Genomic DNA, 13,425 nt, shown 5'->3' on the forward strand with positions numbered 1-13,425 from the left:
CGGCAGGGTGGCCGCCAGAACATAACGACATACATCAGCTTTAATAAGAGCGACTGTTGCACCGTTGAAGACCACGACAGTCATAACAGGCCGCTCCTTGTGTTTACTGGCTGGACGGCAACACCAGTGGGGTGTAATAGTGCGGCTGGCGCATCAATACCAAATCCTTTCGTCTCACTACATGATTAGGATATGCGGTTTCCGCTGACCCGGTAGTCATATCCAGCACCGCCAAGCCATCCGTGCCCGGCACTTTGATTTCGGTACGTGGAAACGCAAACGTATCCGGGCCAAACACACCGCTCAGCCCAAAACTCATGCCGGTCGCGGTTGTCCAGTTGGCAAAGGCCAGCCAGACATTATTCTCGCCCGCGCGTACGCGAGGTAATAGCCAGTGATACGGGTCGGCACCGCGCAGAATCGGCCAGGCGTGCGGGATCTCCGTCCCCGTATGCGCCAGCGGGATCGGCGTGTTGAGCAGGGCGGGACAGGCGATGATGTCGCACCCTTCCAGTGCCAGAATGCGTGCTGCCTCTGGTACCAGCAAATCTTCACCCAGCAGAATTCCCACGCGTCCACAGGGTAGATCGCAGGTCACCCATTGATTGCCTGCGCTAGCCCATTGCTTATCGTTTTCGCTAAGGTGAATTTGTCGATAGTGCGCGTTCAACCCCGCGCTGCTTACCAATAGCGCACTGTTATAAAACTGCTGACCTTCGCACTCGGCAAATCCAGTTAACAACGCGATATCCAGTTCAATCGCCAGTTTCAGCAGGCTCTGAATTGGCGCATCGTTTAGCGTAAGCGCATTATTCTTACCTTCGCCGCCTGTCAGTGCTCGTTCTGGCAAAATCAGCAGTTCAGCACCGCGTGATTTTGCCTGTTCGGCCCAATGACGGATCACCGAAAGATTTTCAGCAATGTTATTGGCCGGATGAAACTGCGCTACAGCGATACGTGAATCTTTGGCGGCAGGCAGGGGATCGCCGCCGTACAAGCCAAAGAAATCCTGCGGATTCCACATAAAGGTATTGGTCATCAGGCGCTGATACAGCTCAGGGCGTCGTTTGCGCAGTGAAGGATTCTCCGCAGACAGCGTTAACTCAGCTGCTATCACGCCATCGCCGCTATCACGGCTAGCCAGAACGATGCCATTCTGGTCAACGATACAGCTGCCGCCGCTGAACTGTACGCCGCGCTCCCAGCCCCAACGATTACTTTCAATTAAGGCGCAGCCATTCTCCCAACCGCGATTTAACCAGTAGGGCGCGGGTGTCCGTTCAGCCAACCAGTTACTGATATGACAGATAATTTGCGCGCCGCCTAACGCCGCCAGGCGAGCGGTTTCGATAAAATGGATATCCATGCAAATCAGCAAGGCGATATTACCAATTTCGGTGGCAAAGACCTGATGCCCGGCATCACCGTTGGCAGCCCACTTGGGTTCAGAAATATAAGGGTGGGTTTTGCGATGAACGCCAATCACACCTTGCGGGCCGACTAAAACAGCACTGTTGTAATAGATTTCTGTGACAGGGTCACGCTCCGGCATACCAAACACCAGATAACATTGGAACTCCCGTGCGATAGCAGCGAAAGCCTGACTGGTCACGCCATCAGGGGTTTCTACAAAAGGTGCAACTTCCGCACGATCCTGCCAGCAATAACCGGTGGTAGCCATTTCCGGCATGACAATCAATCGCGCGCCATCACGGGCCGCCTGGCTGGCAAGTTGCAGCAGATGAGTGACGTTTTCATCTTTGCGAAATTGCGTGGGTTCAAACTGAATTGTGGCAACCTTAACGTTCATTATTCAGCCTCCTTACTCAGCAATGGATTGAAGACGGGCTTTGGTCCCTGATAGGCATCAGAAGGTTTCCAGTTGGTCTGCATATCTTGCGGGAACGTCTTGAAGTAATAGCGACCGCGCGTAGCGACGCTGATTGCAACGTGCAGCAGAGGCCCCACCAGCATGGCGATGAACGACGCGTACACCATAGGATAAACACCGAGTACGCCAGCGGCACCAATGGCCACCGCAACGCAAAGGGCAATGACGCCACTTGGGTTCCACATCCGCAGATACTCTTTGCGGAATTCGACAAAATCAGACGGCGCAAGGTGCAACACTTTGCGGCAGACATAATAGTCAGCGAGTATTATGAACACCCAGGTATTGGTCAGAATGCCGGTAATCGACAGGAAAGTACCGGTGTACTGCAGAATGTTGCAGACGTAGAACACCACGCCGAGCAGCCAGACCAGCAGCATCCACCATTGACGGCCTGGACGATAGTTAAACGCCATATCCATGGTATTCGACAATGCGATGGATCCGGAGTAGAGGTTCAGCACGTTAATACGAATCTGTGTAATCACAGCAAACAGCACGCCGGTCAGCCCAATAATCAGCGGGAAGACGAAGCCTGGATCTAATGCCAGTGACCAGACATCCTCTCCCTGAATGTGTGGCATCAGGGTATAGGCCATAAACGCGCCGAACAGCATCACCACTACAATCGGAATCAGCATACCCAGCATGATAGTCGCCGTGCCTTTATGGCTGACGCCGGGACGAGCGAAGCGGCCATAATCAGTCGCCATCAGGCCCTGAAACACAATTTGTCCATTGGCCATGTTCATCACTAACCACAGCGCATTGCTGTCGACTTCCGCTTTAGGCTGCCAGCCACCGAAGCCCACCGACGGATGATGGTGCGTGAGTTGCCAGATGCAGAAACCGAACAGCAAGATGAAGATCGGCACGCCCCAGGTTTGCAGGAACTGCATCGACGACATGCCTTTCCAAACAAACCAGATTGCCGCCAATCCCATTAATGCAAAAATCGCAATGCCCGTGAAGGAGTTAACCGGGACGCCCGCGTAGTTCGCAATGGCATGCGACACGATGGTGCCTTCGAACAAGAAGTAAAAGATGAAGTTGATGGCATAGATTAGCGAGGTAAAAGCCGACCCCATATATCCGAAGCCCAGGCCTCGCGTCATCAGATTGAGTGACAGGCCCTCTTTACTGGCCATTTTCATAATGCAGGAGCCAATTAAGGTCGCAAACACCACCATATATCCAATCGGTAATAGCAGCAGCGGCCAGCCGACCTGATAGCTCATATCCGCGCCGAGGCTGAACCAAAACATGGCGGTCGAGTTTCCCAGTAACACTAAAATGATGGCCGGGATCGGCCAGCGATAGTGGGAGGGAACACGCCCAACGGCATAATCTTCCACGGCTTCCGCTTCGGTGATGTCTTGAGGTCCCTGAAACCACGCTGTTAACTTGCTCATAATTTTACTCCAATAAAAAAGCCCCGCCGACAGCATTGCCGGTGGGGCTTCTTCGCCTGAATTCGATGTATTGGAGTGGCAGAGTGCCACAAACCGCTTACCAGACTTCGGCGCCTGTTCCTGACATGCAGGATGCGGTTGACAGTAATAAGCAATTACCGTGCCAGAGGGTAAATGAGAGTGTTTCAACACCTGATAGGCAGTTTTCCACGTGATCGAGCCTTATGACGGTGCAACTTGCACCGTCATTGACCGTGCTAACGTTATCTGCCAATCAACCAAATGGGTTGTTATTCGAGAGGGATGAGTGAGCAAAAATGAACGGGCTGGGCAATCGACAGGCAATAAAAAAGCCGATGACTGTTGCCAGTTATCGGCTTTTCGTTTGAAGCGAAATTACGCGTTCAGCAACTGATTCGCGGTTTTCTCCACCAGCGCCAGCAAGACTTTGATGTCTTCCAGCGTCACGGTTGGGTTCAGCAGCGTCAGTTTCAGGCAGGTAACGCCCTGGTTTTCAGTCACGCCAACGTTAGCGCGGCCTGAATCCAGCAGAGCATCGCCGATGCGCTGGTTGAACAGAGCAATCTGCGCGGTATCGGTCAGCTGCTCTGGACGATAGCGGAACAGCACGCTTGCCAGTTGTGGCTGCATCACCAGCTCAAGGCGTGGTTCTGACGCAACAAACTTCGCCACTTCCTGTGCCAGCGTCACACCGTGGTCGATGATCGCGGCATACTGTTTCTGGCCCAACGCTTCCAGACCCATCCACAGTTTCAATGCATCGAAACGACGCGTGGTCTGCAGAGATTTTGAAACCAGGTTAGGAACACCGGCTTCTTCATCGAACTCAGAGTTCAGGTAAGCCGCCTGATAACGCATCAGCTCATAGTGACGCTCGTCTTTCAACAGGAATGCGCCACAGCTGATGGTCTGGAAATACTGTTTGTGGAAGTCGAGAGTCACCGAATCCACTAACTCCAGGCCGTCCAGATAGTCACGATACTTTTCAGACAGCAGCAGTGCACCGCCCCAGGCTGCATCGACATGCATCCAAATGTTGTGCTCAGCCGCGATGCCCGCGATTTCGCGAAGTGGATCAATCGCACCCGCATCGGTAGTACCAGCCGTCGCGACAATCGCCAAAATCTGCTCGCCATTGGCTTCGGCCTGCGCCAGTTTGGCTTTCAGGTCATTAACGTCCATGCGTGCGAACTGATCAGACTTCACCTGCACCACAGAATTGTAGCCGTGGCCAAGCAGCGCCATGTTTTTCTGTACCGAGAAGTGCGCGTTCTCAGAACACAACACTTTGATCTTACGCAGATCGCCAGTGATGCCGTCCAACTGCACGGAATGACCTTGACGCTGATAGAACGCATCACGCGCCAGCATCAGACCCATCAGGTTGCTTTGGGTGCCACCACTGGTGAAGACGCCAGCATCGCCTGCTGGATAACCCACCTGTGCACGCAACCATTCGATCAGTTTGACCTCAATGATGGTGGCAGAAGGGCTCTGATCCCATGAGTCCATACTCTGGTTGGTGGCGTTGATCAACACTTCGGCAGCCTGGCTAACCACCAGGCTAGGGCAGTGCAAGTGCGCCACACATTGTGGGTGGTGCACTGACAGGCTGTCTTTCAGGAAATACTCAATCGCGCGTTCAATCGCGGCCTGGTTACCCAGGCCGTTTGGATTGAAGTCGAGCGTGATACGCTCGCGCAGTTCTGCAACGCTTTTGCCTTGATACATCTCAGGCTGTTGCAGCCACTGCACAACCGCGGCGCTGCTTTGGGCAATCGCCTGCTGGTACGCCTCAATGCTTTGTGCAGAGGCGGCCAGAATCGGGTTTACTTCAGACATTTACTCTTCCAATCAAACAGGTTTGACGCCAGCGCCAATCAGCGCCTGCTCAAATTTATCCAGGAAAATCGCCAGCTCTTCGTTGGTGATCAGCAGTGACGGCAACAGACGCAGTACTGCACCGTGACGACCGCCACGCTCCAGAATCAGACCTGCTTCGAAGCACTTCTTCTGCAGCAGTGCAGAAAGTTCACCATCAGCCGGCAGGCTACCCATATGGTCAGCCGCTTCGTTTGGTTTAACGATCTCGATACCGATCATCATGCCCAGACCGCGGATGTGGCCGATAACCGGGAAGCGTTTCTGCATCTCAGCCAGCTGTGCTTTCAGCCATTCACCTTGTTCAGCCACTTTACCGGCGATGTTCTGCTCGGTCAGGACTTTCAGAGTGGCCAGACCGGTTGCCATCGCCAGCTGGTTGCCGCGGAAGGTACCGGTATGGTGACCTGGAGACCAGGCGTCGAACTGCTTTTTGATACCCAGAACAGCCAGTGGCAGACCACCGCCTACTGCTTTAGACATCACGATAATATCTGGCTCAATGCCTGCGTGTTCGAAGGCAAAGAATTTGCCGGTACGGGCAAAGCCTGCCTGAACTTCATCAAGAATCAGCAGAATACCGTGTTCCTGAGTGACTTTACGGATGCGCTGCAGCCACTCGACCGGAGCAGGGTTCACACCGCCTTCACCCTGAACGGCTTCCAGGATAACGGCTGCAGGCTTGCGCACGCCGCTTTCCACGTCGTTGATCAGGTTTTCGAAGTAGTAAGTCAGGGCTTTCACACCCGCTTCACCGCCGAGACCCAGTGGGCAACGGTACAGATGCGGGTAAGGCATGAACTGCACTTCTGGCATCATGCCGTTAACGGCTTCTTTCGGTGACAGGTTGCCAGTCACAGCCAGCGCACCATGAGTCATACCATGGTAACCACCAGAGAAGCTGATCACGCCGCTACGGCCAGTGACTTTCTTCGCCAGCTTCAGTGCTGCTTCAACCGCATCCGCACCGGAAGGACCGGTGAACTGCAGGCAATATTCTTTACCCTGGCCAGGCAGCAGCGAGAGCAGAGATTCTGAGAATTGATCTTTAAGAGGTGTCGTCAGATCAAGAGTATGTAACGGCAAGCCGCTGGTAATGACATTTTGGATGCTCTGCAGAACATCAGGATGGTTATGACCAAGTGCCAGCGTCCCTGCGCCAGCCAGGCAGTCAAGATATTGTTTATTCTCGACATCTGTGATCCACACGCCGTTGGCTTTGGCAATCGCTAAAGGCAACTTGCGCGGGTAGCTCCTGACGTTTGATTCAAACTCAGCCTGACGGGCTAAGAAAGCGTCGTTGTTTCCATTGAATGCGTTGGCACCAAAATTATCAATACGGACTTTATCCGTCATCATATCTCTCCTTCAACCGGGGCTCGTAATGGCTGGCCGATTGACTAATTGAACAAAAAAGTATCAGTGGTTTAAAAAACGCGGCCAATATAGAGCCTTTTGACGTACATCACAATGATTTATTTTGTTTAGATTTGTTTATTCTTTTCATATAGGAATCAGGGCGTTGGCCACTAATTGGCCGGCTATTTTAGCGCCAGCAGATGAAGTGGTTATTAAATAATCGTGTTAATAAAAAGACTTATGCCCGCCAGAGCAATCCAGGGACCAAAAGCAAGGGGTTGAGAGAGGTCACGTTGCCAGCCAATACTGGCGAAAAATAGTGCGCAAATTGCGCCACTACAAGCTAGCAAAAGCACATAGGGTAAAAGTGCCCAACCCAGCCAGGCGCCTAATGCCGCCACTAACTTTGCATCGCCCATACCCAGTGCTAATTTACCACTAACACATTGATATAAATGGCTGATTAACCAAAGTGCGCTGTAACCTGAAACCACGCCAAACACGGCATCATTGAGTGAGCCCGGTAGCCATCCGACTGCTTTTAATAATAGTCCAAACCACAGCAATGGCAGGGTGATCACATCCGGCAACAAATAATGGTCAATATCGATCAGCGATAGGGTTAGCAGCGCCCAAAACAGCAGGAGCGTGATGGCGTAATGTCCATCAGCAGGAAACAAGAAGACGAGGATGAGGCTGACCGATGAGCTGAAAAATTCGACCACGGGATAACGTGCACTGATTGCAGAGTGACAATCTCGACATTGACCTCGTAAAAGCAGCCAGCTGATCACGGGCAGCAAATCCCGCCAGCGCAGCGCCTGTTTGCATTTCGGGCAGTGTGAAGCGGGCCGCCACAAACTTATCTGCGCTTCCGAATGCAGCCATTGTCTGGGCAGTCGATAAACCACGACATTAATGAAGCTGCCAACGCTTGATCCCAACACCCACACGACTATCCATAACGTCCACTCCATGATTAACCTCGGCGATCCCTTTGCATGAGCCAGGAGACGCTACGCTCGAATGTTAAAGTTAGCGAGTTCGAACAGGGTATTACATAGTTTATCAGTGAGATTTCAGAGCAGATTCAACAATCCAACCGTAAAAACGTAGAGCATAAGGGGCAGGAACAGCAGTCAGAGAGAGGACTGCTGTTTGAACATTTGAATGGCTTCCTGAACGTTGCTGGTGGCCAGTGACATCACGCGGTCATTGTTGAGAAAAACGTCATAATGGCCTGCGTTGTAGCGAAACACATACATGTCACCGCGAAAACGCAAACCTTTGGTTTTCACCCCGATATGGTGGCGGCGCAGCGCTGCCTGAGCGAGTCTGTCGGCTCCTGTATTCATTGCGTATCCTCCTCCATTTATATGCCGTTTGATTTCCCAACATAGAGTAAGATTTGAATATTAATTTAACCTTAAGAACAGTATAGGTTGAATTTTTATCGTTATGTTTATTATTGATTTAAATAGAAACTTCCTAATCATCTTTTCTGCCGCCTTGCGTTGATTAAACCATTTTGAATATTTGATGAGAAATTGATGAATATTCATATCGTGAGGACATTCCCCGCCAGATTCCTCTACCGATCATCAACATTTAAGAAATAACTCAACTTGTCTTACTGTCATTTAATGTTCCGTTAAGTTTTCCTCCGTATTTTGTTCTACGAGGCAATATGACAGGTGTGCTTAAGTTTTTTGCGCCAGATTAAAAATTAACAGTTCGTGCTACCGAATTGGTTCCGCTTAATCTACGTTTAAACAGCAAGTTACTGGATGTTGTTGAGAAACTTTATGATTGCACACTGCAACTGGCCCTATTGCAGGCAACTTTGGGTTTGAAACGGTAAGGTAAACTTATGACTTTTCTTCCATTCTCGCGTCCCTCATTAGGCGAGGAAGAGTTAGCAGCGGTAAAAGCGGTATTTGAATCTGGCTGGATCACTACTGGCCCTAAAAATGCGGAACTGGAACAAGCCTTTTGCCAGTTAACCGGCAATCAACATGCGATTGCTGTCAGTTCCGCCACGGCAGGCATGCACGTCACGCTTCTTGCGTTAAATATTCAACCCGGTGATGAGGTGATTACGCCCTCACTGACATGGGTGTCGACAATTAACATTATTACGTTACTCGGCGCCACGCCGGTAATGATTGATATTGATCGCGATACACTGATGGTCACACCTGAGCAAATTGAAGCAGCGATTACGCCTCGTACCCGTGCCATTATTCCAGTGCATTATGCCGGGGCACCTGCGGATATTGATGCGATTCGCGCAATCGGTGAGCGCCACGGCATTGCAGTCATAGAAGATGCTGCACATGCCGCAGGTTGTTACTACAAAGGTCAGCACGTTGGCCAGCAAGGTACGGCCATTTTCTCCTTCCATGCCATTAAGAATATGACTTGTGCAGAGGGCGGTTTGATCGTCACCGATGACGCTGAACTTGCCGATCGTATGCGCAGCCTGAAATTCCATGGCTTGGGTGTGGATGCCTATGACCGCCATACCCATGGGCGCAAACCGCAGGCTGAAGTGATCATGCCAGGTTTCAAATACAACTTGCCAGATATCAGCGCGGCGATTGCGCTGGTGCAGTTAAACAAATTGGCTGCCATTAATACGCGTCGTGCTGAGATTGCGCAGCGTTATCTGATCGAGCTGGCGGATACCCCTTTTTTACCGCTCGCTCAGCCTGAATGGTCTCATCAACATGCCTGGCATCTGTTTATCATCCGCGCCGATGAAGCCACCTGCGGTTTAAGCCGCGATGCACTAATGGAAACATTGAAAAAGCAGGATATTGGTACCGGATTGCATTTCCGTGCTGCGCATACCCACAAGTATTACCGCGAACGTTATCCGCAACTTTCCTTGCCCAACACGGAATGGAATAGCGACCGCATCTGCTCAATACCGCTGTTCCCTGATATGCGCGATGAAGATGTCAGCCGCGTAATCGGTGCATTACGTCATATCGCTGGAGTTTGATTGACATGCTCGAAGAAAAAGATATTCGTAAAGTTTCCGTGGTGATCCCGGTTTACAACGAAGAGGAGAGCCTGCCAGAGTTGGTGCGTCGCACCGATGCGGCATGTGCTGTGCTGAATCTCGATTATGAGATTTTGCTGGTGGATGACGGCAGTAGCGACCGCTCAGGTGAGATGATCGCCGATGCCGCTGACATGCCCGGAAGCCATGTGGTCGGCGTATTGCTGAACCGCAACTATGGACAACACTCGGCAATCATGGCCGGTTTTAGCCATGTATCAGGCGACCTGATTATCACACTGGATGCGGATTTGCAGAATCCACCTGAAGAGATCCCCAATCTGGTGCAAGCCGCTCAGCAGGGTTATGACGTGGTCGGTACTGTGCGTCAAAATCGTCAGGACAGTTGGTTCCGCCGCCGCGCTTCCCGCACTATCAACCAGCTGATTCAACGCGTCACCGGTAAAGCGATGGGTGACTATGGCTGCATGTTACGCGCTTATCGCCGTCACATTGTCGATGCCATGCTCAACTGTCACGAGCGCAGCACTTTTATTCCTATCCTGGCTAACACCTTTGCGCGCCGCACGATTGAGCTGCCTGTCGCCCACGCCGAGCGCGAATTTGGTGATTCGAAATACAGCTTTATGAAGCTGATCAATTTGATGTATGACCTGGTGACTTGCCTGACCACCACGCCACTGCGCCTGCTGAGTATTGTTGGCAGTCTGATTGCATTGGCCGGTTTCGCCTTCTCACTGGTACTGATCGTATTGCGTCTGTTCCTCGGTGCCGACTGGGCCGGAGACGGGGTGTTCATGCTGTTTGCGGTGCTGTTTATTTTTGTCGGCGCGCAATTTATCGGTATGGGCCTACTCGGCGAATACATCGGCCGAATTTACAACGACGTCCGCGCTCGTCCGCGCTACTTCATTCAACGTGTTATTAACTCGCAGAAAGATGTCTCCTCTGTACAGGAAATTGAGCAATGAAAACTATCGTCTTCGCCTATCACGATATGGGCTGTGCAGGTATTACTGCGCTGTTAAATGCGGGTTTCGAAATCAGCGCGATCTTCACTCATGCTGATTCTGCTAATGAGAACCACTTCTTTGGTTCTGTCGCCCGTTTGGCGGCAGAGCAGGGTATCGCGGTGTATGCGCCGGAAGATGCTAACCATCCGCTGTGGGTCGACCGCATTAAATCCATGGCACCGGATTACATTTTCTCCTTCTACTATCGCAATCTGCTCAATGACAGCATCCTCAGCAGCGCGCGCCTGGGCGCTTTCAACCTGCATGGTTCACTGCTGCCTAAATATCGTGGGCGCGCGCCACTTAACTGGGCGTTAGTGAATGGCGAGACTGAAACCGGCGTGACCCTGCATCGCATGGTAAAACGCGCGGATGCAGGCGATATCGTGGCACAGCAGCGTGTCGCCATTGATGAACAAGACAACGCCTTAACTCTGCATCGCAAACTGACAGCCTGTGCTACACAACTGCTGGAGCAGGCACTACCAGCGATGAAACGTGGTGAAATTGCGGCAATTCCTCAGGATCACAGCCAGGCGACGGTGGTGGGACGTCGCACACCAGAAGACGGTCGCATTAAGTGGGAACAGTCCGCACAGTCAATCAACAACCTGGTGCGTGCGGTCACCGATCCATGGCCGGGCGCATTTGCCTTCGCCGGTACTGTGAAATTTGTGGTGTGGAAAGGGCGCGTACATGTTGATGCGCCAAAAGCCAAGCCAGGCACAGTGATTTCCGTTGAACCTTTCCTGATTGCCTGCGGAGAAGGTGCCCTGGAAGTAGTAACCGGACAAAGTGAAAATGGCGTCTATATGAACGGCAGCCAGCTGGCGCAGAGTCTGGGAATGGTGCCGGGCGCACTGTTGTACTCTCAGCCGGTTGCAGCCGTTAAACGTCGTACACGCGTGTTGATTCTGGGTGTGAACGGCTTCATCGGTAACCACTTGACCGAACGTTTGCTGCAGGATGACAACTTTGAAGTTTACGGTCTGGATATTGGATCGGATGCCATTAGCCGTTTCCTCGATCAGCCGCGCTTCCACTTTGTTGAAGGTGATATCAGCATTCACTCAGAGTGGATCGAGTATCACATCAAAAAATGTGATGTGGTGTTGCCATTGGTGGCGATTGCTACGCCAATTGAATACACCCGCAACCCGCTGCGCGTGTTCGAACTCGATTTTGAAGAGAACCTCAAGATCATCCGCGATTGCGTCAAATACAAAAAGCGCATCATCTTCCCTTCCACGTCAGAAGTGTACGGCATGTGCACTGATAAACACTTCGATGAAGATCACTCCAACCTGGTGGTGGGGCCGATCAACAAACAGCGCTGGATCTATTCGGTTTCCAAACAGCTGCTGGACCGCGTGATTTGGGCCTATGGCGAAAAAGAAGGGCTGCGTTTCACGCTGTTCCGTCCTTTCAACTGGATGGGTCCGCGTCTTGATAACCTCAACGCTGCGCGTATTGGTAGCTCCCGTGCGATCACCCAATTGATCCTCAACCTGGTGGAAGGTTCGCCGATCAAGTTAATCGACGGTGGTGCACAGAAGCGCTGCTTCACTGACATTCGTGATGGTATTGAAGCTTTGTTCCGCATCATTGAGAACAAGAACAACAACTGCGACGGTCAGATCGTCAACATCGGTAACCCGGAAAATGAGGCGAGCATCAAAGAGCTGGCGGAACGTCTGCTGGCAAGCTTCGAACGTCATCCGCTGCGCAACCAATTCCCGCCGTTCGCCGGTTTCCGCGAAGTAGAGAGCAGCAGCTACTACGGTAAAGGTTATCAGGACGTCGAGCATCGTAAGCCGTCAATCAAAAATGCGCGTCGCTTGCTGGACTGGACGCCGACCATTGAGATGGATACCACGATCGATAACACGCTGGATTTCTTCCTGCGCACCGTTGAGTTGCAGGATAAGCCATGAAGAAAATTGGTTTGCGCGTAGATGTTGATACCTGGCGTGGAACCAAACTCGGCGTTCCGGCGCTGCTAGAGCAGTTTAGCCTGCATCAGTTGCAGGCCAGTTTCTTCTTTAGCGTTGGGCCGGATAACATGGGGCGCCACTTGTGGCGCCTGATTAAACCGCGCTTCTTATGGAAAATGCTGCGCTCGCGCGCAGCTTCACTCTACGGCTGGGATATTTTATTGGCTGGTACGGCCTGGCCAGGACGTGAGATTGGCCGCGGTCTGGAGGAGATCATCAGCGCCACAGCCGATCATCATGAAGTCGGTCTGCACGCCTGGGATCACTTTGCCTGGCAAACCTGGGCAGGCGTGTGGTCAGAAGAGAAGTTGCTGGAACAGATTTCGCGTGGGAAAGCTGAACTGGAAGCGATTATCGGTGACGCTGTCACTTGCTCTGCCGTGGCCGGATGGCGGGCGGATGGCCGCGTTGTCGCCGCTAAGCAGACCTTCGGTTTCAGCTACAACAGTGATTGTCGTGGTACTGGACCCTTCTTGCCGCGTCTGCGTGATGGCAGCTTAGGCACGGTGCAAATCCCCGTGACATTGCCTACCTGGGATGAAGTCGTCGGACAGTCGGTTAGCGCCGCTGACTATAACGATTTCATTCTTGAGCAGATGCTCGCAGCCGAAGGATCGCCGGTGTACACCATTCATGCTGAAGTTGAAGGCATTATCGGTTCTAAGGCGTTTGGCGAGTTATTAACCCGCGCAGAGCAACAAGGCATTCACTTCTGTCCTCTGAGCGAGTTGTTACCTGACGATCTCAGCACACTCCCGCAGGGCAATCTGGTACGTGGGCATATACCCGGACGCGAAGGCTGGCTGGGCTGCCAGCGCTAAACGTT

At 52.2% G+C, this 13,425-nt stretch carries 10 protein-coding genes; 4 read left to right on the top strand and 6 right to left on the bottom strand.

Annotation, left to right across the window (positions count from 1 at the left end; translation table 11 throughout):
* Positions 1-103: 103 nt before the first annotated feature.
* The 6 genes from FD737_RS14585 to FD737_RS14610 form a co-directional block, all read right to left on the bottom strand.
* Positions 104-1,810: a nitrilase-related carbon-nitrogen hydrolase gene (locus tag FD737_RS14585; RefSeq protein ID WP_160833833.1), complete on the bottom strand. Its 1,707-nt coding sequence runs from the start codon at positions 1,808-1,810 to the stop codon at positions 104-106.
* Positions 1,810-3,303, bottom strand: a complete 1,494-nt coding sequence (locus FD737_RS14590) for a cytosine permease (RefSeq protein WP_160833834.1) — start codon at positions 3,301-3,303, stop codon at positions 1,810-1,812. Before FD737_RS14590 ends, FD737_RS14585 begins: the two co-directional genes overlap by 1 nt.
* A 396-nt stretch (positions 3,304-3,699) precedes the next feature.
* Positions 3,700-5,166, bottom strand: coding sequence for an aspartate aminotransferase family protein (locus FD737_RS14595; protein ID WP_097117899.1), 1,467 nt, complete (start codon positions 5,164-5,166; stop codon positions 3,700-3,702).
* 12 nt (positions 5,167-5,178) lie between these two features.
* On the bottom strand, positions 5,179-6,561 hold the full coding sequence (locus FD737_RS14600; RefSeq protein ID WP_034829839.1) for a diaminobutyrate--2-oxoglutarate transaminase: 1,383 nt from the start codon (positions 6,559-6,561) through the stop codon (positions 5,179-5,181).
* Between the two features lie 215 nt (positions 6,562-6,776).
* Positions 6,777-7,541 carry an A24 family peptidase gene (locus FD737_RS14605; RefSeq protein ID WP_160833835.1) on the bottom strand — a complete coding sequence of 255 codons (765 nt, stop codon included), beginning with the start codon at positions 7,539-7,541 and terminating at the stop codon, positions 6,777-6,779.
* A gap of 162 nt (positions 7,542-7,703) precedes the next feature.
* Positions 7,704-7,919 (bottom strand): hypothetical protein, encoded by a 216-nt coding sequence (locus FD737_RS14610; protein WP_097117901.1) that lies wholly within the window; start codon positions 7,917-7,919, stop codon positions 7,704-7,706.
* A 515-nt stretch (positions 7,920-8,434) separates the two neighbouring features.
* Between FD737_RS14610 and arnB the strand changes: the two genes are divergently transcribed.
* Genes arnB through arnD form a run of 4 tightly spaced genes read left to right on the top strand, consistent with a single transcriptional unit; the run spans position 8,435 to position 13,420 of the window.
* Positions 8,435-9,571: a UDP-4-amino-4-deoxy-L-arabinose aminotransferase gene (gene arnB, locus FD737_RS14615; protein WP_160833836.1), complete on the top strand. Its 1,137-nt coding sequence runs from the start codon at positions 8,435-8,437 to the stop codon at positions 9,569-9,571.
* A 5-nt stretch (positions 9,572-9,576) separates the two neighbouring features.
* Entirely contained in the window at positions 9,577-10,563 is a 987-nt protein-coding gene (gene arnC / locus FD737_RS14620; protein ID WP_034829843.1) for an undecaprenyl-phosphate 4-deoxy-4-formamido-L-arabinose transferase, read from the top strand.
* On the top strand, positions 10,560-12,539 hold the full coding sequence (gene arnA, locus FD737_RS14625; RefSeq protein ID WP_160833837.1) for a bifunctional UDP-4-amino-4-deoxy-L-arabinose formyltransferase/UDP-glucuronic acid oxidase ArnA: 1,980 nt from the start codon (positions 10,560-10,562) through the stop codon (positions 12,537-12,539). The genes arnC and arnA overlap by 4 nt, the downstream gene beginning before the upstream one ends.
* Entirely contained in the window at positions 12,536-13,420 is an 885-nt protein-coding gene (gene arnD, locus FD737_RS14630; protein WP_160833838.1) for a 4-deoxy-4-formamido-L-arabinose-phosphoundecaprenol deformylase, read from the top strand. Before arnA ends, arnD begins: the two co-directional genes overlap by 4 nt.
* Positions 13,421-13,425 lie beyond the last annotated feature (5 nt).

Origin of the sequence: Pantoea sp. Seng, assembly GCF_009829935.1 — a bacterium.
In the GTDB taxonomy this organism is placed as follows: Bacteria; Pseudomonadota; Gammaproteobacteria; order Enterobacterales; family Enterobacteriaceae; genus Pantoea; species Pantoea communis.